This is a genomic window from Bradyrhizobium sp. CCBAU 51745 (assembly GCF_028128715.1).
Classification (GTDB): Bacteria; Pseudomonadota; Alphaproteobacteria; order Rhizobiales; family Xanthobacteraceae; genus Bradyrhizobium; species Bradyrhizobium manausense.
Window position 1 is genome coordinate 68,128 of sequence record NZ_LBJP01000082.1, and the last position, 20,433, is coordinate 88,560.

20 protein-coding genes are annotated in these 20,433 nt (G+C 64.9%); 15 read left to right on the forward strand and 5 right to left on the reverse strand.

The window, feature by feature from the left end; translation table 11 throughout:
* The first annotated feature begins 55 nt into the window (after positions 1-55).
* From XH98_RS23120 to hisC, 8 genes are all read left to right on the forward strand, one after another.
* A complete protein-coding gene (locus XH98_RS23120) occupies positions 56-895 on the forward strand; it encodes an adenylate kinase (RefSeq protein WP_271620042.1) in 840 nt (279 codons plus the stop codon).
* A 188-nt stretch (positions 896-1,083) separates the two neighbouring features.
* The gene (gene rpsM / locus XH98_RS23125) at positions 1,084-1,452 is read left to right on the forward strand and encodes a 30S ribosomal protein S13 (protein WP_014494511.1); all 369 of its coding nucleotides are present in this window, start codon (positions 1,084-1,086) and stop codon (positions 1,450-1,452) included.
* 121 nt (positions 1,453-1,573) lie between these two features.
* The gene (gene rpsK, locus XH98_RS23130; protein WP_007603045.1) at positions 1,574-1,963 is read left to right on the forward strand and encodes a 30S ribosomal protein S11; all 390 of its coding nucleotides are present in this window, start codon (positions 1,574-1,576) and stop codon (positions 1,961-1,963) included.
* Between the two features lie 111 nt (positions 1,964-2,074).
* Positions 2,075-3,106 (forward strand): DNA-directed RNA polymerase subunit alpha, encoded by a 1,032-nt coding sequence (locus tag XH98_RS23135; RefSeq protein ID WP_057745452.1) that lies wholly within the window; start codon positions 2,075-2,077, stop codon positions 3,104-3,106.
* Positions 3,107-3,350: 244 nt separating this feature from the next.
* On the forward strand, positions 3,351-3,767 hold the full coding sequence (gene rplQ, locus XH98_RS23140) for a 50S ribosomal protein L17 (RefSeq protein WP_057745449.1): 417 nt from the start codon (positions 3,351-3,353) through the stop codon (positions 3,765-3,767).
* 373 nt (positions 3,768-4,140) lie between these two features.
* Entirely contained in the window at positions 4,141-4,929 is a 789-nt protein-coding gene (locus XH98_RS23145) for an SDR family NAD(P)-dependent oxidoreductase (RefSeq protein ID WP_271598931.1), read from the forward strand.
* 88 nt (positions 4,930-5,017) lie between these two features.
* Positions 5,018-6,340 (forward strand): chloride channel protein, encoded by a 1,323-nt coding sequence (locus tag XH98_RS23150; protein WP_271620043.1) that lies wholly within the window; start codon positions 5,018-5,020, stop codon positions 6,338-6,340.
* Positions 6,337-7,395: a histidinol-phosphate transaminase gene (gene hisC / locus XH98_RS23155; RefSeq protein WP_271620044.1), complete on the forward strand. Its 1,059-nt coding sequence runs from the start codon at positions 6,337-6,339 to the stop codon at positions 7,393-7,395. Before XH98_RS23150 ends, hisC begins: the two co-directional genes overlap by 4 nt.
* A 112-nt stretch (positions 7,396-7,507) precedes the next feature.
* On the opposite strand, the gene XH98_RS23160 is transcribed toward hisC, so the two are convergent.
* On the reverse strand, positions 7,508-8,521 hold the full coding sequence (locus XH98_RS23160) for a zinc-binding alcohol dehydrogenase family protein (RefSeq protein WP_271620045.1): 1,014 nt from the start codon (positions 8,519-8,521) through the stop codon (positions 7,508-7,510).
* 119 nt (positions 8,522-8,640) lie between these two features.
* On the opposite strand from XH98_RS23160, the gene XH98_RS23165 reads away from it, so the two are divergent.
* Positions 8,641-9,018, forward strand: a complete 378-nt coding sequence (locus XH98_RS23165; RefSeq protein ID WP_271598927.1) for a winged helix-turn-helix transcriptional regulator — start codon at positions 8,641-8,643, stop codon at positions 9,016-9,018.
* A gap of 37 nt (positions 9,019-9,055) precedes the next feature.
* Here XH98_RS23165 and XH98_RS23170 read toward each other — a convergent pair whose 3' ends face one another.
* Complete coding sequence (locus tag XH98_RS23170) at positions 9,056-10,687, reverse strand: OprO/OprP family phosphate-selective porin (RefSeq protein ID WP_271620046.1); 1,632 nt, start codon at positions 10,685-10,687, stop codon at positions 9,056-9,058.
* 312 nt (positions 10,688-10,999) lie between these two features.
* Between XH98_RS23170 and XH98_RS23175 the strand changes: the two genes are divergently transcribed.
* The 3 genes from XH98_RS23175 to XH98_RS23185 are packed head-to-tail and all read left to right on the forward strand — an operon-like array spanning position 11,000 to position 15,013.
* On the forward strand, positions 11,000-12,403 hold the full coding sequence (locus tag XH98_RS23175; RefSeq protein ID WP_271598925.1) for a DegQ family serine endoprotease: 1,404 nt from the start codon (positions 11,000-11,002) through the stop codon (positions 12,401-12,403).
* Entirely contained in the window at positions 12,400-13,734 is a 1,335-nt protein-coding gene (locus XH98_RS23180) for a replication-associated recombination protein A (protein ID WP_271598924.1), read from the forward strand. The genes XH98_RS23175 and XH98_RS23180 overlap by 4 nt, the downstream gene beginning before the upstream one ends.
* Before the next feature lie 52 nt (positions 13,735-13,786).
* Positions 13,787-15,013 carry an RluA family pseudouridine synthase gene (locus tag XH98_RS23185; protein WP_271620047.1) on the forward strand — a complete coding sequence of 409 codons (1,227 nt, stop codon included), beginning with the start codon at positions 13,787-13,789 and terminating at the stop codon, positions 15,011-15,013.
* 180 nt (positions 15,014-15,193) lie between these two features.
* Here XH98_RS23185 and XH98_RS23190 read toward each other — a convergent pair whose 3' ends face one another.
* Positions 15,194-15,640, reverse strand: coding sequence for a hypothetical protein (locus XH98_RS23190; RefSeq protein ID WP_271620048.1), 447 nt, complete (start codon positions 15,638-15,640; stop codon positions 15,194-15,196).
* 175 nt (positions 15,641-15,815) lie between these two features.
* Here XH98_RS23190 and XH98_RS23195 point away from each other — a divergent pair, with 175 nt between their 5' ends.
* The 3 genes from XH98_RS23195 to XH98_RS40945 all read left to right on the forward strand — a co-directional run bounded on the left by XH98_RS23195 (position 15,816) and on the right by XH98_RS40945 (position 18,569).
* Positions 15,816-16,601, forward strand: a complete 786-nt coding sequence (locus XH98_RS23195) for an ATP12 family chaperone protein (RefSeq protein ID WP_271620049.1) — start codon at positions 15,816-15,818, stop codon at positions 16,599-16,601.
* A gap of 64 nt (positions 16,602-16,665) precedes the next feature.
* Entirely contained in the window at positions 16,666-18,309 is a 1,644-nt protein-coding gene (locus tag XH98_RS40940) for a flagellar hook-length control protein FliK (protein ID WP_333932671.1), read from the forward strand.
* The gene (locus tag XH98_RS40945) at positions 18,306-18,569 is read left to right on the forward strand and encodes an EscU/YscU/HrcU family type III secretion system export apparatus switch protein (protein ID WP_057751754.1); all 264 of its coding nucleotides are present in this window, start codon (positions 18,306-18,308) and stop codon (positions 18,567-18,569) included. The genes XH98_RS40940 and XH98_RS40945 overlap by 4 nt, the downstream gene beginning before the upstream one ends.
* Before the next feature lie 158 nt (positions 18,570-18,727).
* On the opposite strand, the gene XH98_RS23210 is transcribed toward XH98_RS40945, so the two are convergent.
* Together XH98_RS23210 and XH98_RS23215 are read right to left on the reverse strand one after the other, a co-directional pair.
* Complete coding sequence (locus tag XH98_RS23210) at positions 18,728-19,720, reverse strand: dienelactone hydrolase family protein (protein ID WP_271598919.1); 993 nt, start codon at positions 19,718-19,720, stop codon at positions 18,728-18,730.
* Between the two features lie 70 nt (positions 19,721-19,790).
* On the reverse strand, positions 19,791-20,387 hold the full coding sequence (locus XH98_RS23215) for a hypothetical protein (protein WP_271620088.1): 597 nt from the start codon (positions 20,385-20,387) through the stop codon (positions 19,791-19,793).
* Positions 20,388-20,433: the final 46 nt, after the last annotated feature.

Genomic DNA, 20,433 nt, shown 5'->3' on the forward strand with positions numbered 1-20,433 from the left:
AGTTTCAAACACGGGTGCGCGACGTATCGCTCACCAATCCGGGGGGCGTACGCCGATGAGAATTATACTTCTTGGACCGCCGGGGTCAGGCAAAGGGACCCAGGCGCAGCTGCTGGTGCAGCGCTATGGTATTGTCCAGCTCTCGACCGGCGAGATGTTGCGTGCAGCGGTCGCGGCCGGCACGCCGGTCGGGCTGAAGGCCAAGGAGATCATGGCAAGCGGCGGTCTCGTCCCTGACGATATCGTGGTCGGAATCATCTCCGACCGCATCGACCAGCCGGACGCCAAGCACGGCTTCATCCTGGATGGCTTCCCCCGCACCGTGCCGCAGGCCGAAGCGCTGGACGAGCTGCTGAAGCACAAGCACATGAAGCTCGACGCCGTGATCGAACTTCGTGTCAACGAGAGCGCGCTTCTGAACCGCGTCGAGACCCGTGTCGCCCAGATGCGGGAGCGCGGGGAGGAGGTCCGGGTCGACGACACCCCGGAGGTCCTGACCAAGCGTCTCGCCAGCTATCGCAGCCAGACCGAACCGCTGATTCACTACTATTCCGAGCGCCGCAAGCTTTCGACCATCGACGGCATGATGGCCATCGATGAGGTCACCCGCGCCATCCACCGCCAGCTCCTGGCGCTGGGCGCAATCGAGCCCAGAACTCACGCCAAGAGCGCCGCCAAGGCAGGGCCGGCCAAGAAGGCAGCCAAAAAGCCGGCGAAATCCGCCAAAAAGGCCGCCAAATCTACCAAAAAGGCCGTGAAGGGCGCCAAAAAGACGGCCAAGAAAACCGCCAAGAAAACGGCCAAGAAAACGGTCAAAAAGGCGGCCAAGAAGGCCGTCAAAAAAGGTGCCAAAAAGGCTGCAAAAAAGGTCACGAAAAAGCGAGCCAAGCGCTAGCGGCGGTTGACGAAAGCCCCCGGAATCCCTTAATAAGCCCCGCATCCAAGTCGGATAGTTTCAAACGATGCCGGGCCCCAGGAAGACCAGGGGTGGGCGTCGTGTTCGCGTTTGTGAACACCTGCCCGAGAAACATAAGCACTTAAAGCCCGATTCCTGACGAGGGGTCGGCAACAGGAGAGAAGGCCGTGGCCCGTATTGCCGGCGTGAACATTCCGACCAACAAGCGCGTGCTGATCGCGCTCCAGTACATCCATGGCATCGGCCAGAAGATCGCTGGTGAGATCCTCGAAAAGGTGAAGATCCCCGAGGATCGTCGCGTCAATCAGCTCAGCGACGCTGAAGTGCTCCAGATCCGCGAAGTGATCGACCGCGACTATCTCGTCGAGGGCGATCTGCGTCGTGAAGTCGGTATCAACATCAAGCGTCTGATGGACCTCGGCTGCTATCGCGGCCTGCGTCATCGTCGCGGTCTGCCGGTGCGCGGTCAGCGTACCCACACCAATGCGCGTACGCGCAAGGGTCCGGCCAAGGCCATCGCCGGCAAGAAGAAGTAAGTTTTCTATTCCAATCGCGGCGTGTGGCGATAGGGGAAACCCTTTCGCCACGCGCCTTTCGTTCCACAGGTGTAGCCGCTGGCATTACGGCGGCGTTTGAGATCTTCAGGAAAGGTACTCTATGGGCAAGGAAGCCACCCGCGTTCGTCGTCGTGAGCGCAAGAACATCGCCTCCGGCGTCGCGCACGTGAACTCGTCCTTCAACAACACGACCATCACCATCACCGACGCGCAGGGCAACACCATTGCCTGGTCCTCCGCCGGCACGATGGGGTTCAAGGGCTCGCGCAAGTCGACCCCCTATGCCGCGCAGGTCGCCGCTGAAGACGTGTCCAAGAAGGCGCAGGAGCACGGCATGCGCACGCTGGAAGTCGAAGTCGCCGGTCCCGGTTCGGGCCGTGAGTCGGCGCTCCGCGCGCTGCAGGCCGCGGGCTTCACCGTCACCTCGATTCGCGACGTGACCACGATCCCGCACAACGGTTGCCGTCCGCGCAAGCGTCGGCGCGTCTGATACGAAGATGCGGGCGCTGTGGTGCCCGCGATGCTTTTTTAAGAAGCCGCGGGTTTGATCTGCGGCCTTTCTCCAACGCCAGTATTTGAATTTTCAAATCGGCTGGCCTGTATGGGTGAAACAGTGACGATCCAGAAAAATTGGCAAGAACTGATTCGGCCGAACAAGCTCCAGGTGACCCCTGGCAGCGACCCCTCGCGTTTCGCGACCATCGTCGCCGAGCCGCTCGAGCGCGGTTTCGGCCAGACGCTCGGCAACGCGCTGCGCCGCATCCTGCTCTCCTCGCTCCAGGGCGCGGCGGTGCAGTCGGTGCACATCGACGGCGTGCTGCACGAGTTCTCCTCGATCGCTGGCGTCCGTGAGGACGTCACCGACATCGTGCTCAACATCAAGGACATCTCGATCAAGATGCAGGGCGAAGGCCCCAAGCGCATGGTCGTGAAGAAGTCCGGCCCGGGCGTCGTCACCGCCGGCGACATCCAGACCGTGGGCGACGTCGTGGTGCTCAACCCGGACCTGCAGATCTGCACCCTCGACGAGGGCGCCGAGATCCGCATGGAGTTCACGGTCTCGACCGGCAAGGGCTACGTGCCCGCCGAGCGCAACCGTCCCGAGGATGCGCCGATCGGCCTGATCCCGGTCGACAGCCTGTATTCGCCGGTCCGCAAGGTCTCCTACAAGGTCGAGAACACCCGTGAGGGCCAGATCCTCGACTACGACAAGCTGACCATGACGATCGAGACCAACGGCGCGATCTCGCCGGATGATTCGGTGGCCTACGCCGCCCGCATCCTGCAGGATCAGCTCAACGTGTTCGTCAACTTCGAAGAGCCGCGCAAGGAAGTCGCCCAGGAGATCATCCCGGACCTCGCCTTCAACCCGGCCTTCCTCAAGAAGGTGGACGAGCTCGAGCTGTCGGTGCGTTCGGCCAACTGCTTGAAGAACGACAACATCGTCTACATCGGCGACCTCGTGCAGAAGAGCGAGGCGGAAATGCTCCGCACTCCGAACTTCGGCCGCAAGTCGCTGAACGAGATCAAGGAAGTGCTGGCCCAGATGGGTCTGCATCTCGGCATGGAAGTGCCGGGCTGGCCGCCGGAGAACATCGACGAGCTCGCCAAGCGCTTCGAAGATCACTACTGAGAATTCGTCGTTCCGGGGCGATGCGTCAGCATCGAACCCGGAACCTCGAGATTCCGGATCGTCGCTTCGCGCCGTCCGGAATGACGACATGATCCAGGAAAAGTGCGGAGCGGTTTTCCGGCAAGGATCATGCTCTGACAAGAAAGCGAAAGCGCCTCGCGCTTTCGCGGGCGAACGCAGGCAGCCCACCTGAGCAACTGGTCCGACGAACCGTCGCGGCAGTTCTAGAACAAGGAATAGTTACATGCGTCACGGCAAGGTTCATCGGAAGCTCAACCGCACGGCCGAGCATCGCCGCGCGATGTTCGCCAACATGGCGGCCGCGCTGATCAAGCACGAGCAGATCGTCACCACGCTGCCGAAGGCCAAGGAGCTTCGTCCGATCGTCGAGAAGCTGGTCACCCTCGGCAAGAAGGGCGGCCTGTCGATGCGCCGCCAGGCCATCTCCGAGATGCGCGACAAGGACCAGGTCAAGAAGCTGTTCGACGTGCTGGCGCCCCGCTACAAGGATCGTCAGGGCGGCTATACCCGCATCATCAAGGCGGGCTTCCGCTACGGCGACAACGCCGCGATGGCCGTGATCGAGTTCGTCGATCGCGACGTCGATGCCAAGGGCCAGGACTCAGGTCCGGTGCAGGCGAAGGAAGCCGAGGCGGCGTAAGCCAACTCGCAGCATTGAGTTTGAAAACGGCGCCTTCGGGCGCCGTTTTTGTTTGGAGAATGTCGGCCTATCGATCCTACAGGTTCTCGCGCTGCCTTCGCTCTCCGGGCCACGGCGGCCGCGTTTGTCAGAACGCTGCAACCAAAGAAATAGGTGCTGTAGGGTGGGCAAAGGCGCGCGTGCTTCGCGCGCCGTGCCCACCACCTGCAGATGGTGGGCACGCTTCCGCCTTCGCTCTTCGAGCTTCGGCGGACAGGCCGCTCTGCCCACCCTACAAATTTGCCGTTGTGGCAGCTCTCACGCATCGGTGAGCGGTGATTGCACCCGCCCGTGCAGCGCACGATATCCGCTTCAACCTCAGCGGAGATGACATATGAAGATCGATCTTTCCGGAAAGACTGCCCTCGTCACCGGCTCGACTGCCGGCATCGGCCACGCCATCGCGAAGGGCCTTGCGGGCTCTGGTGCGAGCGTCGTGATCAACGGACGCGGCCAGGACAAGGTCGATGCCGCTGTGCGCAAGTTGGAGGGGGCGGGTGCCAAGGTGCGCGGCATCGCCGCCGACGTCTCGACCGCGGCCGGCTGCAAGGCGCTGGTTGCGGCGCTGCCCGAGGTCGACATCCTCATCAACAATGCCGGCATCTTCGAGCCGAAGGGCTTTTTCGAGATTCCGGACGAGGACTGGATCCGCTTCTTCGAGGTCAACGTGATGAGCGGCGTGCGGCTCTCGCGCGCCTACATGCAGGGCATGCTGAAGCGCAATTGGGGCCGCATCGTCTTCATCTCCTCGGAGTCCGGCCTCAATATTCCCGCCGAGATGATTCACTACGGCATGACCAAGACGGCTCAGCTCGCGGTCGCCCGTGGCCTCGCGCAGCTCACCCAGGGCACCGCCGTCACCGTGAATTCGGTGCTGCCTGGCCCGACCATGTCCGAGGGCGTCGAGACTTTCGTGAAGGATCTGGCCAGGCAGAACGGGCAATCGGTGGATGAAGCCGCCGCCAATTTCGTCAGGCAGCATCGCCCGAGCTCGCTGATCCAGCGTTTTGCCAGTGTCGAGGAGATCGCCAACATGGTGGTCTATGTCGCCTCGAAGGAGGCATCAGCGACCAACGGTGCGGCGCTGCGTGCCGAAGGCGGCATCGTCAACACCATCGCTTAAGCCGCGATTGGCGCTGGAGGGGCCGCCTAGCTGCTCTGCTCTTGCGCCCCCTTTCATTCGTGCCGGGACTGGCTAAAACGGGGCCTCCATGCTCTGGCCCTGGCCCCTCTCGACCCGCCACAAGCGCCTGTTCAGGCTGACCTCCGCACGCTGGCAGCGGCGGGCGATCTTTCTGCTCGGCGGGATCGGGGTCGGCGCAGCAGCCGTCGCGCTGGCGCAGCTTGCCGATCTCGCGCAGTACGCCTTCGCACTCCTGTTGGCGAAGTCGCGCTATGCCGTGCTCGCGGTGACGCCGCTCGGTTTCATGCTGTCGGCCTATATGACCCTCCGTTTGTTCCCGAATGCGCAGGGCAGCGGCATTCCACAGGCGGTTGCCGCGCGGCAGCTGACCGATCAGGCCGCCCGCGAGAGCCTGGTCTCGATCCGGATCGCGATCGGCAAGATGATCCTGACGCTGTTCGGGCTGCTGTGCGGCGGCTCCGTGGGGCGGGAAGGGCCGACCGTTCAGGTCGGCGCCTCCATCATGTTCGCGCTCGGTCGTGTCTCGCCGCGCCGCCAGCCTGGATTGATCCTGGCCGGAGCCGCCGCCGGTGTCGCCGCGGCCTTCAACACGCCGCTGGCGGGAATCGTCTTCGGCATCGAGGAGATGAGCCGCGCCTTCGAGACCCGCACATCCAGCCTGATCATTGCCGCCGTGATCGCGGCCGGCCTGACCTCGCTCGCGTTGGCCGGCAATTACGCCTATTTCGGCAGCAGCGCGATGACGCTTTCGCGGGGCGCCGACTGGCTGGCCGTTCCGGCCTGCGGCGTCGTCGGTGGCCTCGTCGGCGGCCTGTTCAGCCGCGTCGTCATCGCCATGGCGCGCGGTTTCAAGAGCCCGCTCGGACGCGCGATCAAGGGCCATCCGCTGTGGTTCGCCTTTGCCTGTGGCCTCGCGGTCGCCATTTGCGGACTGGTATCCGGCGACACCATCTACGGCACGGGGTACGTACAGGTGAAAGAGGCGCTGGATCACGGCACCCCGCTGCCGCAGGATTTTGGCGTGCTCAAGCTGCTGGCGACGAGCTTCGCCGCGATCAGCGGCATACCGGGCGGGATCTTTTCGCCCTCGCTCGCCGTCGGCGCCGGCATCGGCAGCAACATCGCCGCGTTCTTCCACGACGCGCCGCTCGGTGCGATCATGCTGCTCGGCATGGTGTCGTATTTCGCCGGCGTCGTGCAGGCGCCAATCACCGCCTTCGTGATCGTGACCGAGATGACCGACAATCACGGCATGGTCGTGCCGTTGATGGCGGCCGCCCTGATCGCGCATTTCGTCTCGCGGATGATCTGCGAGGAGGGTATCTATCACGCGCTCGCAAAGGGCTTCGTTGAGCGCGCCACGCGCCCGCGTGAGGGAGAAGGAAGATGAGCCGTTTCTGGAGCAGCTTGACGCATGAGCTGAAACCCTACGTGCCGGGCGAGCAGCCGCGCATGGCGGATCTGGTCAAGCTCAACACCAACGAGAACCCGCTTGGTCCGTCGCCGCGTGCGCTGGAGGCGATCCGGGGCGCGGCGGCCGATACGTTGCGTCTCTACCCGGACCCGCAGGCGACCGCGCTGCGGGCGGCCCTTGCCGCCTATCACGGCGTGAGACCCGAGCAGGTGTTCGTCGGCAACGGCTCGGATGAGGTGCTGGCGCACGCCTTCGTCGCGCTGCTGAAGCACGATGCGCCGCTGCTGTTTCCCGATATCACCTACAGTTTCTATCCGGTCTATTGCCGCCTGTTCGGCATCACCTGCGAGACCGTGCCGCTCGATCAGGCCATGCAGATCCGCACCGCTGATTATCGCCGGCCGGCCGGCGCGATCATCATCGCCAATCCGAACGCGCCGACAGGCATCGCGCTGTCGCGCACCGAGATCGCGACACTGCTCGACGACCACCCTGATGTGCCCGTCGTCGTGGACGAGGCCTATGTCGATTTCGGCGCCGAGACGGCGATTCCGCTGGTCGCGTCTCATCGCAATCTCCTGGTCGTGCAGACCATGTCCAAGTCGCGCGCTCTCGCCGGGCTTCGCGTCGGATATGCCATTGGGGACGCCGATCTGATCGATGCGCTGACGCGCGTGAAGGACAGCTTCAATTCATATCCGCTCGGCCGGCCTGCCCAGCAAGGTGCGATCGCGTCCCTCGAGGATGATGCTTATTTCCAGCAAGGCCGCCGTCGCGTGATCGAGGGCAGGGAGCGGCTGACCCGCGGCTTGAAAAGCGCCGGTTTCGAGGTGCTGCCCTCGCTCGCCAATTTCGTCTTCGCGCGCCATCCCGCGCACGAGGGGGCCAAGCTTGCGGCGGCGCTACGGGAGCAGGCGGTGATCGTCCGTCACTTCTCGGCGCCGCGCATCTCGGATTTCCTGCGCATCACCGTCGGCACCGATGAGCAGATCGATCGGCTGTTGTCGGCGTTGTCCGGGATATTGCGATAGAGCGAGAAATCGTAGGGTGGGCAAAGCGTAGCGTGCCCACCATCTCTTGCCGCCATTGCGAGGTGGTGGGCACGGCGCAAGTGCGCCTTTGCCCACCCTACGCAGCCGTTGCCTACCACCCTTCCAGCACGATCTTGCCGCGCGACTTGCCGCTCTCGAGCAGCGCGTGCGCGCGCTTGAGATTGGCCGCGTTGATCGTGCCAAAGGTCTGGTCGAGCGTGGTACGCAGCACGCCCTTGTCGATCAGATCGGCGACATCGTTGAGCAGGTGATGTTGCGCGATCATATCAGGCGTCTGGAACGAAGAGCGCGTGAACATCGATTCCCAGTGCACCGAGATCGCCTTGCCCTTGAACGTGCTCATGGTGAATTCCGGGGGATCGTCGATCAGGCCGAACCGGCCTTGCGGTGCCATGAACTCGGCGATGCTCTTGTAGTGCTGATCGGTGAAGGTAAGGCTCGCGACCAGCGCGACCGGCGGCAGCTTGAGCTTCTCGATCTGCTCCTTCATCGGCTTGCCATGATCGATCACCGCATGCGCGCCGAGATCGAGGCACCATTTCTGCGATTCCGGCCGCGTCGCGGTCGCAACCACGGTGAGGCCGGTGAGGCGGCGGGCGAGCTGGATCAGGATCGAGCCGACGCCGCCGGCGCCGCCGGTGATGAGAAGCGCGCGCGGATCGACACTCTTGCCCGGGACGGCGCCGAGGCGATCGAACAGCAATTCCCACGCTGTAATGGAGGTGAGGGGAAGCGCCGCGGCCTGCGCGAAGGAGAGCGATTTCGGCTTGTTGCCGACGATGCGTTCGTCCACCAGGTGGAATTCGGCATTGGTGCCCTGGCGCAGGATCGAGCCCGCGTAAAACACCTCGTCGCCCGGCTTGAACAGCGTGACCTCGGGCCCGACGGCTTCGACGATGCCGGCGGCGTCATAGCCCAAGATCTTGGTCTCGCCCTCGGGCGGCGCGGCGCGCTTGCGCACCTTGTAATCGACGGGATTGGCCGAGATCGCCTTCACGGCGACGCGGATGTCGCGTCCCTTCGGCTCTGGCTTGGCGGTCTCGAAATCGATCAACGCATCCTGATCCTCGATCGGAAGCGACTTCTTGTAGCCGACGGCCTTCATGGCTTGTCTCCATCAGATGGCGTTTTCGCCCGCGTCTTACCTGTCGCGCTGGCTCCAATTTGGCAAGTACTGTACATTCGGGGACATAGTCCCTGTTTGGATACTATTGGGAAAAACGCATGAAACGGCGCGATTTTGCCCGTCGTCCCGGCTGCTCGGTCGAGGCGACGCTGGATTTGATCGACGGCAAATGGAAGGGCGTGATCCTCTATCACCTGCAGAGCGGCACCCGGCGCTTCGGCGAATTGCGGCGCACGATGCCCGGCATCACCCAGCGCATGCTCACCAAGCAGCTTCGCGCGCTGGAGGAGGACAAGCTCGTCATCCGCAAGGTCTATGCCGAGGTGCCGCCGCGCGTGGAGTATTGCCTCTCCGAGTTAGGCGAGAGCCTGCGGCCGGTAATCGATATTCTGAAAGCCTGGGGCGAGAGCCATCAGCAGCGGCTGTCCTGCGCACCGCCGCCTGTGGTCGTGAAGAAGCCGAAGCGCGCGGCGTAGAGCTCCGGGAGCGGCGTGCCGCTCCCGGATGAGAGCCTCAGAACGCGACCTGCGTGCGCATCGCCACGGCGTTGAACGTCGAGCCCGTGTTCACCGAGGAGGTGGCACTTGCCTGCTTGGCGATGTCGCCATGCAGATAGTCGAGCATGAAGCGGACGTTGTTGTTGACGTACCAGTTCAGCGCCGCGGTGTAGATGGTCTGGCGTCCCCCCGCGATGCCGGCGGCGGTCGCGAGCTGATCGTTCAGATTCATCGTGCTCACGCGTCCGGCGATTTCCCAGGCACCCCAGCCGCCACCGGCCAGCGAGAAGGGATTGGCCGGCTTGATGCCGCCGTACGAGGCGCTCGCCGCATTGTAGGCTCGGCTCTCGCCGGTCAGCACGTAGCCGACCTGCGCGTAGCCGCCATCGAATTTCAGGCTCGACGCGCCGAATGGCGGCAGGCCGGTATTCGCGGTGCGGTCAACGTTGAACCAGTAATATTCGCCCTGCGCGATGAACGAGCCGTAGGTCGCGGCCGCTTCGACGCCGTAGACCTGCGCGCCTGACACATTGGCAATCGCGCCGGTCGAGATCAGCGTCGTCGGGTCGATCCGCAGTTCGGGCCGATCGCTGAGCGTCAGCGTCTGCGCCTGCGTCACCAAATTGCGCGGCGGCTGGATCAGCCATTCCGCATCGGCACCGATATGCAAGGAGTAGCCGTTGCCGCTGATCGGGTTGCCGGCAATGCGGGCGACTGCGCCATATTGCTCGCTGCTCCCGGGCGGGGAAACGCTGGAGGCCGAGTGGATCTGGCCTGTGGTCGGTCCGGTGACATAGGCACCCACCCAGAGCTTGTCATTCCACCAGCGGGTACCGACGGCGGAGCGGAAGTCACCGGCTGCGATGTTCTGCGCGATCACGCCAGCCGAGGCGCGCTCCAGGAACATGATGTCGTTGGAGCTGGTGGACTCGTCGAGCGTCCAGGCAATGTCCATGACGCCGGCTTCCACCGCCATCTTGCCGCCGAACGGCTTCAGGCCGGTGTAGCTGAGAAAGGCATTTTCGATGCCCGACGTGCCGCCGCCGGGCAGGAAGCCGACGGCGGTGGCGCCGGCCGCACCAGTGCCGCCAAAACCGTCGGACGTGCCGCCGAAATCGTAGATCAGGGAGTAGTTCCAGTCGCCGAAGAACTTGCCGACGATGCCGATACGGGCACGGCGGATGTTCTCGCCGCTGTCGAGCTTTTGCGGCACAGTTGATGCCGTGTCGGGGCGGTAATTGTACCCTCCGACATCCCAGTGCACGCGGCTCGTGATGGCAACGCAGTTCTGCTCGTCCGCGGTGCAGATGGTCGGCCGGTTGTTCGGCATCGTCACCACGACGCCTGATGGGGCCACCGGGCCCTTGACCGGAATGGCCGCGTTGGCATTGGCGAGGGCGGCTTTCGCCTCGGAGCGCGCTTCAGCCTTGGCCTCGGCCTTCGCTTCCTGCCTGGCTTTCGCCGTGGCGGCCGTGTTCGCGGCGGTCTGGCTCTGGAGCTTGTCGAGCTTCTGCTCCAGCATTTTCAACTGCTGCTTCAGGAGCGCGATCTCCTGCTCGCTGGTACTGGCCGATTGGGCCTGGGCCTGTGAAGCCGTCAGCACGCCGGCGAGACCGATCGCCGTGGCTGCTAGTCTTGTCCTGCTCATATCGTGCTCCATCCTTTGACGAACTTCCCCAAGTCGCAACGGGAGAGCCTAAGAGTGATCGATGACTGCCCCGCGACGCGCGCGCCCGGCTCTGCGGTTCCCACTGATGCCAATTCGCCGCAACCGAATCCGCCTGGCACGAGCATGCAGGATGATGCGCATCATGCCAATCCATCGTCGCGGCAGATTGTGATTTCGCACGCTGCGCTTGCAGGTGGGACACACCGGAAAGGGGCTGAATATTGCCGCCCGGCGCCCTTCTATTGGGGGGCGAACGCGCCTATATTCCGGCGTCTTTTCCAAGAGGTAGGGATGTTTCGAGCGAACTTGACCGCCGTCGTCACGGCATTGTGCATAGGCTTTTCGGCCCACTTCAATCCGGCTGCGGCGCAGGACCGTCGCGTGCCCTCGTCGCAGGCCGAGCTGCGGTTGTCCTATGCGCCGATCGTGCAGCGGGTGCAACCGGCGGTCGTCAACGTCTATGCCGCCAAGGTGGTACAGAACCGCAACCCGCTGCTGGACGACCCCATCTTCCGCCGTTTCTTCGGCGGCGGCCAGCAGCAGGAGCAGGTGCAGCGATCGCTGGGCTCGGGCGTGATCGTCGACGCCTCCGGGCTCGTCGTCACCAACGTCCACGTCATCGAAGGTGCCGACCAGGTGAAGGTGTCGCTGTCGGACAAGCGCGAGTTCGAGGCCGAGATCGTGTTGAAGGACTCCCGCAGCGATCTCGCGGTGCTGCGCCTGAAGGATGCCAAGGAAAAGTTCCCGGCGCTCGAATTCACCAATTCGGACGAGCTGATGGTCGGCGACGTCGTGATGGCGATCGGCAACCCCTTCGGCGTCGGCCAGACCGTGACCCACGGCATCATCTCGGCGCTGGCGCGCACCCAGGTCGGCATCACCGACTATCAGTTCTTCATCCAGACCGATGCTGCGATCAATCCCGGCAATTCCGGCGGCGCGCTGGTCGACATGAACGGCAGGCTCGCCGGCATCAACACCGCGATCTATTCGCGCTCCGGCGGCTCGCAGGGCATCGGCTTCGCAATTCCCGCCAATATGGTGCGCGTCGTCGTCGCCTCCGCCAAGAGCGGCGGCAAGGCGGTGAAGCGGCCATGGCTTGGCGCGAAGCTGCAGGCGGTGACGCCGGAGATCGCCGATAGTCTCGGCCTGCGTTCGCCAAGCGGTGCGCTGGTCGCGAGCGTCGTTCCCAATGGGCCCGCGGCGAAGGCCGGGTTGAAATCCTCCGACCTCATCACCGGCATCGACGGCCAGGCCGTGGACGATCCCAACGCGTTTGACTATCGCTTTGCCACTCGCCCGATCGGCGGCACGGCGCAGATCGACGTGCAGCGCGGCGGCAAGCCGATCAAGCTGACGATCGCGCTCGAGACCGCGCCCGATACCGGCCGCAATGAGCTCGTCGTCACCGCCCGCTCGCCGTTCCAGGGCGCCAAGGTCTCGACCATCACGCCTGCGGTTGCCGACGAGCTGCATCTCGACGCCGACACCGAAGGTGTCGTCATCACCGATCTCGGTGATGACTCGCCCGCCGCCCAGGTCGGCTTCCAGAAGGGCGACATCATCCTGGCCGTCAACAACCAGAAGATCGGCAAGACCGGCGACCTCGAGAAGGCGGCGGCCGTCAACCAGCGGCTCTGGCGCATCACGCTGGTGCGGGGCGGTCAGCAGATCAACGTCACGCTGGGCGGATGAGTCCGAAGCGACCACAGCAGACGCCAACTCTCTTCGCCGCGGCGGGGCTCGATCACGATGCCCCGCATCCGCTGCCTGACAGGCTGCGGCCGCGGACGCTGTCGGAGGTCGTCGGCCAGGATCACATCCTCGGGCCCGACGGCGCGCTGACGCGCATGCTGGAGACGCGCACGCTGGGATCGCTGGTGTTCTGGGGCCCGCCCGGCACCGGCAAGACCACCGTGGCGCGGCTGCTCGCGGATGCGACCGACCTGCATTTCGAGCAGATCTCCGCGGTGTTCTCCGGCGTCGCCGACCTCAAGAAGGCGTTCGATGCCGCGCGCGCCCGCCGCGAGATGGGCAAGGGCACCCTGCTGTTCGTGGACGAGGTGCACCGCTTCAACCGCGCCCAGCAGGATTCGTTTCTGCCTGTGATGGAAGACGGCACCGTGGTCATGGTCGGCGCCACCACGGAAAATCCGTCCTTCGAGCTCAACGCGGCGCTTTTGTCCCGCGCACGGGTGCTGGTGTTTCGCTCGCTCGATGCCGCCGCGATCGAAAAGCTGTTCGCGCATGCCGAGGCGGTGGAGGGCCGCAAGCTGCCGCTCGATGCGGAGGCGAGGGCGGTGCTGGTGCGCATGGCCGATGGCGACGGCCGCGCGTCGCTGACGCTCGCCGAGGAAGTCTGGCGCTCGGCGCGGGCAGATGAAATCTTCAACGCCGCGCAATTGCAGGACATCCTGCAACGGCGCGCGCCGATCTACGACAAATCGGCCGACGGCCATTACAACCTGATCTCGGCGCTGCATAAATCGGTGCGGGGCTCCGATCCCGATGCTGCGCTGTATTATCTCTGCCGCATGCTCGATGCCGGCGAGGACCCGCTGTTCCTGGCGCGCCGTGTGGTACGCATGGCGGTGGAGGACATCGGCCTTGCCGATCCGCAGGCGCTCGTCATCGCCAATGCGGCCAAGGACGCCTTCGACTTCCTCGGCCATCCCGAAGGCGAACTGGCGATCGCGCAGGCCGTGGTCTATCTCGCCACCGCGCCGAAATCGAACGCGGTCTATACGGCCTTCGGCACGGCGATGCAGGTGGCAAAACAGGCCGGCTCGCTGCTGCCGCCAAAGCACATCCTGAATTCGCCGACCAAGCTGATGAAGTCGGAAGGCTACGGCTCAGGCTACGAATACGACCACGACGCGCCCGACGCTTTTTCGGGGCAGGACTACTTCCCGGAGGCCCTGGGACGCCAGACCTTCTACGATCCGCCTGAGCGCGGCTTCGAGCGCGAAATCAGGAAACGGCTGGATTACTGGGCCAAGCTGCGCAAGGAGCGGGGTTCGCGTTAGAGGTGGCCATTTCGCCGTGACGAAGGGCCGCTTTTAGGGTACGCAGGCAGCCATGAGCCGCCGTATCAAAAGAACCAATCAAGAGCCCCGTTCGCGCGATGAGCGCAAGGATTCGCGTCCGCATCAGTCGCGGAGCGCGAAGAAAGCGGGACCGCGTCCGGGCGGCAAGCCCAGCAAACCGCCGCGCTTTGCCGGCGAGCGCGCCGAGCGACGTCCGCCCAAAGCTGCACAGAACAAGGCTGCACAGGAAAGGCCGGCATCGGAGAAGCCTGTCGAGGCGCTGCTGCCGACCAAGGTGCAGACCGTCACGGTGACGGCCGACGAGAACAATATGCGCGTCGACCGCTTCCTCGAAGCGCGCTTTCCCGGCCTGTCATTCTCCCACATCCAGCGCGTCGTCCGCAAAGGCGAGCTACGCGTCGACGGCAAGCGCGTCGACAGCAAGGACCGGCTGGAGGAGGGCCAGAGCGTCCGCATTCCACCGTTGAAGCTCGACACACCGAAGGCCGTCGGCGAGCTCTCGGAGGCCGCGCAGAAGACGCTCAAGGCGCTGAAGGAGATGACGATCTACGAGGACGACGACGTCCTCGTGCTGAACAAGCCCGCCGGCCTTGCCGTGCAGGGCGGCTCGGGCATGACGCGCCACATCGATCAGATGCTGGAGGTGATGCGCGATGCCAAGGGGCAGAAGCCGCGCCTCGTGCATCGCATCGATCGCGAGACCTCGGGCTGTCTGCTCATCGCCAAGACGCGATTTGCTGCCTCGCATCTCACCGGCGCGTTCCGCTCGCGCTCGGCGCGCAAGGTCTATTGGGCGCTGGTGCCGGGCCTGCCGAAGCCGAAGCAGGGCCGCATCTCGACCTTCCTTGCCAAGGAGGAGAGCGAGGACGACACCATCATGCGCATCGCCCAGCATGGCGACGAGGGCGCCAGCCACGCCGTGACCTACTATGCGGTGGTCGAGACCGCCGGCAACAAGCTGACCTGGGTGTCGCTGAAGCCGGTGACAGGCCGCACCCACCAGCTTCGCGCCCACATGGCCCATATCGGCCATCCCATCGTCGGCGATCCCAAATATTTCAACATCGAGAACTGGCAGCTGCCGGGCGGCCTGCAAAACCGCCTGCATCTGCTCGCGCGCCGCATCGTGATCCCGCATCCCCGCGGCGGCGTCATCGACGCCACCGCGCCATTGCCGCCGCACATGCAGCAGTCGTGGAATTTGCTCGGGCTCGATGCCAGCCGGTTCGACCCGATCGAGAACGCACCGGAGGAGTAGGTGTTGGGTGTCGTCCCGGCGAAGGCCGGGACCCATACCGCGGAATCTATCGGTAGCGGGCGGTGCTTGTACCGGCGAGCGGATTGGGACTACCGGTCTTCGCCAAAGCCCGCTGCGGAGTATGGGTCCCGGCCTTCGCCGGGACGACACCGAGGATTGGGCTGGCGATTGCAGCCCTAGTCAATTCCGAAACTGCTCCAGAAACATCCGCAAGCTGTCATGCGGGCTCTCGACATCCATGATCAGCCAGCCCTCGGGGCCGTTGACGAGGATGAAGTTCAGCGCGACCTTGCGGCCGTGATTGTCGAAATTCGCCGCGACATAGGTCTTGTCGTATTGCTTGCGGGTGATCGCGATCGTCACAGGGCCGAGCTTCCAGTTCGGGCTCTGCACCAGGAAGTCATAGGGCTCGCTGCGCGGCGCGGACCATGCCTTGCGCAATGAGGGGTCGAAGAATTGCCGGGTCGTGGCATCGTCCCGCGGCAGGCCTCTCGACAGCTCCGGCGCGCCGTTGCCGTAATGGGCATAGACGTTGCGGATCAGCGATTCCGGGGTCCGAAAGCCGGCCCCGGCCGCGACCGGCCAAAGCCCGGCGAACAGGGCCACAATGCCCGCAAGTTCCCTCATGCCCGCCGCTCGCTTTATCGGCCACAGGTCTTACTTTAGAAGCCTAAAGCATGATCCGGGAAAGTGCGAAGCGGTTTTCCGAAAAGATCATGCTCAAACAATAACCTAAAGCGCGATGACGTTCATCCTGATCTCATCGCGCTTTAGCACCCAGCGACCGGGACCGAAAACTCACATGCGCGAATTGTTCGAAGAAGCAGCCAGCCAGCCCCCGCCGGACCCACGGGAATCGGCACGCGCCTCCGCGCGGACGCCGCTGCGCAAGCGCTTCTACAAGGAGGTCGGCGTCACCGAGACCGAGGGCGGCTTTGCCATCACGCTCGATGGCAGGCCGATCCGCACGCCGTCCGGCCGCCAGGTGGTGATCCCGGCGCGGGCGCTGGCCGATGCCGTGGCCGCGGAATGGGCCGCCCAGGGTGAGGCGATCGACCCCGTGACCATGCCGCTGACGCGGATCGCCAACAGCGTGGTCGAGGGCGTGATCGACCGCGTCGAGCTCGTCAGGGACGATCTCGCCAAATACTTCGAGACCGACCTGCTGTTCTATCGCGCCGGCCATCCCGAGGGGCTGGTCGCCCGAGAGGCCGCGCATTGGGACGGCGTGCTGTTCTGGGCCGCAGAGGCGCTGGGAGCGCATTTCATCCTCTCCGAGGGCATCATGCATGTGAGGCAGCCCGATGAGGCGCTCCGGGCTGCCCGTGCGGCGCTGCCTGGCGATCCCTGGTCCTTGGCCGCGCTCCACATGGTGACGACCCTGACCGGCTCGGCGCTGCTGGCGCTGGCGCTGGCCCATGGCGTGCGCGACGCCGACCAGGTCTGGGCCGCGGCCCATGTCGATGAGGACTGGAACATCGACCAATGGGGCGTGGATGAGGAGGCGGCCGCCCGCCGGGCCACCCGCCTCAGGGATTTCGAGGCCGCCGTCGCGGTGCTGGCGGCGGTGAACCCGCCTTGGACCTAAGGTCCTTAACGAGAGGTTTACGCCGGGGCCCTAGGGTGGGATTCGCATTCCCCGGGCCCCTGAAATGCCGACGCCGATAAGCTCGATCCTTCCGGTCAGTGCCGCCAGCCCCGTGGCTGATGCGGCAACGCCCGACCTCGTGCTCCAGGCCGGCACCGTCGTCGATGCCAGGGTCGTCAGCTTGCTCGCCGACAATTTGGTGCGGATCGCGATCGCCAACCTCTCGATGGACGTGATGTCCGAGGTGTCGCTGACCCCGGGGCAAAATCTCCAGCTCGCGGTCTCGCAGAACGACGGCACGATCAGGCTCGCCGTGGTCAACGGGGCAGGCGAGGCCAGCGCCGATCAGGTCACGCTGACGCCGACCGCAGCCTCGCTGGTCGAGAGCCCGCCGCTGGCGCCGTCGGTCAATGCGGCCCGCAACACGCTGACACCTTTGGAGCAGGTCGCCGTCACCGCTGCCTCGGCCGAGGCAGTCACAAAACAGGGCAGCCAGGCGCCGCTATTCGCCAATCTCGCATCGGTCGTATCAGGCAGCGATCTGCCGGCCGGACTGAAGCAGGCCGTGCTGGACGTGCTGGCACAGCAGACGCCACTCAACATGGCGTTGGATGGCGGCGATATCGAATCCGCGTTCCAGAAATCCGGCCTGTTTCTCGAGGCTTCGCTGGCCGCGGGCGCAACGCCGCAGCCAGGGGCCGTGCCGGACTTGAAGGCCGCGCTGCTCGTGCTGCGCCAGACACTGGCGGCGACGTCAGTCACGCCAGCGCCTGCCGCGCCACAAGTCGCAGCACAGAACACAGCACCTGCGCCTGGCACGCCGGTTGTTCTGCAGACTGCAGTCTCAGCGCTGCCGGTGGCAGGCGAAACAGCACAGGCGGTGCTTGCGTCGCCTGCTGCGGCGATTGCTCAATCTGCACAATTGCCGCGCGAGGCTGCGCAGCCCGCTGCCGTTCTGGCCGACATCGCCGGCGAAACGCCGCAGGCGGCTCTGCCTCGCACCACCATGTCGGCGGGTGTCGCCGCGAGCCTGCTGCAAGAGGTCACGCAAAGCCTGCCGCGCCTGACCGGCAACGTGCCGGGTGCGACCAAGGCCGTTCCTGACGGCCATATCTTCGAGGCAGCTACGCGCACGACGACGCCACCGCCGTTCCGCGGCGCGCTACCGGCGCAGCAACCCGTCGCTTCGCCGTCGCTCGCGCCCACCACACCGCTCGCTGCCACCGTGCATCGCCTGCTCGGCGACACCGATGCTGCGATCGCGCGGCAGACGCTGCTTCAGGTCGCTTCGCTGCCTGATCGCGCTGACGCCAGTGGCCATCGCAGCGACCCGACCGCGCCGCAGTGGAATTTCGAGATTCCGTTTGCGACCCCGCAAGGTACCGCGATGGCGCAATTCGAGATCTCGCGCGACGGCGGCAACGAAACGCCCGATCCCGCCAAGCGCGCCTGGCGCGCGCGCTTCACCATCAATGTCGAGCCATCAGGACCCGTGCACGCGCTGATCACGCTCAACGGCGACAAGACTTTTGTGCGGATGTGGGCCGAACGGCCGGCGACCGCGCAGCAGCTCCGCGCCGGCATCGGCGAGCTCAATCAGGCGCTGACCAAGGCCGAGCTCAAGCCCGGCGACATCATCGTGCGCGACGGCACGCCGCCGCTGGCCGCGCCGGCGCGCGCCGGGCATTTCCTGGATCGCGCCACATGAGCGACGAATCCAAGCTCGCGATTGCGCTGCATTACGAGAAGGGTAGTGGTGCGCCCGTCGTGGTTGCCAAGGGCAAGGGCACCATCGGCGCCAAGATCGTCGAGATCGCCAAGGCTCATGACATTCCGATCGAGGAGAACGAGATTTTGGCCGGGGCGCTCTCCAAGGTCGAGCTCGGCGACGAAATCCCGCCCGACCTCTACAAGGCCGTCGCCGAAGTTCTGGTGTTCGTGCTGCGGCTGTCGGGCCGCGCGCGCTAGCGCACAACGCCAGCGCGTCTCTCTCCACACGTCATTGCGAGCCAACGGGACCGCGCAAAGCGCGGCCCGATGACAGGCTCCGCGAAGCAATCCAGAATCTTTCTGCGGAGGGGCTCTGGATTGCTTCGCTGCGCTCGCAATGACGGTGTGTGGGGTCGCTATCCCAGCTTGAACAGCGCCTGCAAAAACTCCACGACTGCTTTCTTCGACTCCGCGGCCGTTGTCGGATTGCCGCCGACATGCGGGTTGAGCTCGACACAAGCGTCCTTGTAGGTGAAGGGCGCGTTGGTATCGCCGTTCATCAGCACGCCGCCGTCGCCCTCCTTGATATGGCAGTTGCGCACGGTCTGAGCGTTGGCTGAAACCGTCACCGCATTGACGCCGAGCAATCCGCTGTCAAAGCCGTGCGCGCTGTCAGGATATTCGGTCAGCACCACGTTGCGGCCAGCAGCCTTGAGCCGTTCGACGAAGGCCTTGCAGCTCTTCACCGGGTTATAATCATCAGGCGTGCCGTGGAAGATGCGGATCGGGCGGGCCGCGACCTCGGTGTCGGTCTGATAGGTGGTCGAGCAGTCCGGATAGAACGGGATATAGCCCGCGAACTGGAGGCCAGACTTGTTCCAGAGTTTGTTGAAGCGGTCGAGGCTCGCATAGAGCGTCGCCTGCCCTCCGCGCGAAAAACCCATCAGCACGATGCGGTCAGGATCGACGCGCGGGTGCTTGGCCAGGATTTCCAGCGAGTGGTAGATGTCGATGATCAGGTTGAGCCGGCCGAGCAGGGCCTGGTTCGGCCCTGTCACCGTCAGCCCGCGGCCGGTGAAGCCGTCGATCACGAAGGTCGAGATGCCCATGGCGTTGAATTCGTGCACCCAGGCCTCCGTGGTGGCGCTGACACCGCCCGAGCCGTGCATCAGCACCACGACCGGCATCTTGCCGGTGCCCTGTGCCACGCGGAATTCGCCGGCGACGGTCACCGGCTTCCCGGCCGCTTCATCGCCGCTCAGAAATTGCTGGTCGGAGAGGGTGAGTGACGGGATCGGGAAGATCTCGGTGCGGGCGGGGGCTTCCTTGGGAAGCGATTGAGCGCTGGCGAGCCCTGATGAAACGCAGAGTGCGATGAGCGCCACAGCGACGCGGAATGCCGTCGGCATTGATCCTCCCCTAAAGTTTTGGGGAAGTAGATCAATGCCCATGCGCGCTGTCAATTTGCGCGCGGCAGTTTCACACCTTGTCGTCCGGCTTCTTCGCCGTCAGCGCCTGATCGATCGCAAAGCCTCCGATCTCGCTCATCGCCTGCGCGATCACGTCGCCCTTGCGCGCAAAGCCGCTGGAGAGATAGTCGAACTGGGTGCGCGCCAGCCGCAGCACCTCGATCGGCACGGTCACCGCGGTCTCGTTGAAAGCATCGACCGAGGCGCGCAACGTATCGAGCTCGGTGGCGAGCTTGCCGATATGGCTCTCCGCATCCTGCATCAGGCCGAGCAGCTTGCCGCGCTCGGTGTCGAACGCGGCACGCTCGCTGGCCGCGGCGGTCGTCACCTCGGCTAGCTGCGTCCGCAGCGCGGCGATCTGGCTGACCATCGCGTCGGATGCGAGTTCAGTGGCCTCGCGCAGCTCCCCCAGGCGCTTGTTCTCTTCCTGCTGCTCGTGAAACAGCCGTTCGGCCGACATGGCCCGCTGTTTGAGTGATTCAATCAGTGCGGCCGCGCGCAGCAGCATCTCGCCGTTCCGCCCCGACACCATGCTGGCCATGCGCCGCAGGAAGTCGGTGGTCTCGGACGCGCTGTTCGCAGGCAAGGGAACGACGGTGGCGGACATGAGGTGATGCTTGCAGCCGGACGTGATGACCGCCGCCGTACCGACT

Coding starts and splice junctions, on each gene's coding strand:
- XH98_RS23145 (WP_271598931.1), top strand. CDS start 4,141: ATGAAGATCGATCTTTCCGGAAAGACTGCCCTCGTCACCGGCTCGACT.
- XH98_RS23150 (WP_271620043.1), top strand. CDS start 5,018: ATGCTCTGGCCCTGGCCCCTCTCGACCCGCCACAAGCGCCTGTTCAGG.
- XH98_RS23210 (WP_271598919.1), bottom strand. CDS start 19,720: ATGCCGACGGCATTCCGCGTCGCTGTGGCGCTCATCGCACTCTGCGTT.
- rpsK (WP_007603045.1), top strand. CDS start 1,574: ATGGGCAAGGAAGCCACCCGCGTTCGTCGTCGTGAGCGCAAGAACATC.
- XH98_RS23180 (WP_271598924.1), top strand. CDS start 12,400: ATGAGTCCGAAGCGACCACAGCAGACGCCAACTCTCTTCGCCGCGGCG.
- XH98_RS23215 (WP_271620088.1), bottom strand. CDS start 20,387: ATGTCCGCCACCGTCGTTCCCTTGCCTGCGAACAGCGCGTCCGAGACC.
- XH98_RS40940 (WP_333932671.1), top strand. CDS start 16,666: ATGCCGACGCCGATAAGCTCGATCCTTCCGGTCAGTGCCGCCAGCCCC.
- XH98_RS40945 (WP_057751754.1), top strand. CDS start 18,306: ATGAGCGACGAATCCAAGCTCGCGATTGCGCTGCATTACGAGAAGGGT.
- XH98_RS23160 (WP_271620045.1), bottom strand. CDS start 8,521: ATGAAGGCCGTCGGCTACAAGAAGTCGCTTCCGATCGAGGATCAGGAT.
- XH98_RS23135 (WP_057745452.1), top strand. CDS start 2,075: ATGGGTGAAACAGTGACGATCCAGAAAAATTGGCAAGAACTGATTCGG.
- XH98_RS23185 (WP_271620047.1), top strand. CDS start 13,787: ATGAGCCGCCGTATCAAAAGAACCAATCAAGAGCCCCGTTCGCGCGAT.
- XH98_RS23165 (WP_271598927.1), top strand. CDS start 8,641: ATGAAACGGCGCGATTTTGCCCGTCGTCCCGGCTGCTCGGTCGAGGCG.
- XH98_RS23170 (WP_271620046.1), bottom strand. CDS start 10,687: ATGAGCAGGACAAGACTAGCAGCCACGGCGATCGGTCTCGCCGGCGTG.
- XH98_RS23120 (WP_271620042.1), top strand. CDS start 56: ATGAGAATTATACTTCTTGGACCGCCGGGGTCAGGCAAAGGGACCCAG.
- XH98_RS23190 (WP_271620048.1), bottom strand. CDS start 15,640: ATGAGGGAACTTGCGGGCATTGTGGCCCTGTTCGCCGGGCTTTGGCCG.
- rplQ (WP_057745449.1), top strand. CDS start 3,351: ATGCGTCACGGCAAGGTTCATCGGAAGCTCAACCGCACGGCCGAGCAT.
- XH98_RS23195 (WP_271620049.1), top strand. CDS start 15,816: ATGCGCGAATTGTTCGAAGAAGCAGCCAGCCAGCCCCCGCCGGACCCA.
- hisC (WP_271620044.1), top strand. CDS start 6,337: ATGAGCCGTTTCTGGAGCAGCTTGACGCATGAGCTGAAACCCTACGTG.
- XH98_RS23175 (WP_271598925.1), top strand. CDS start 11,000: ATGTTTCGAGCGAACTTGACCGCCGTCGTCACGGCATTGTGCATAGGC.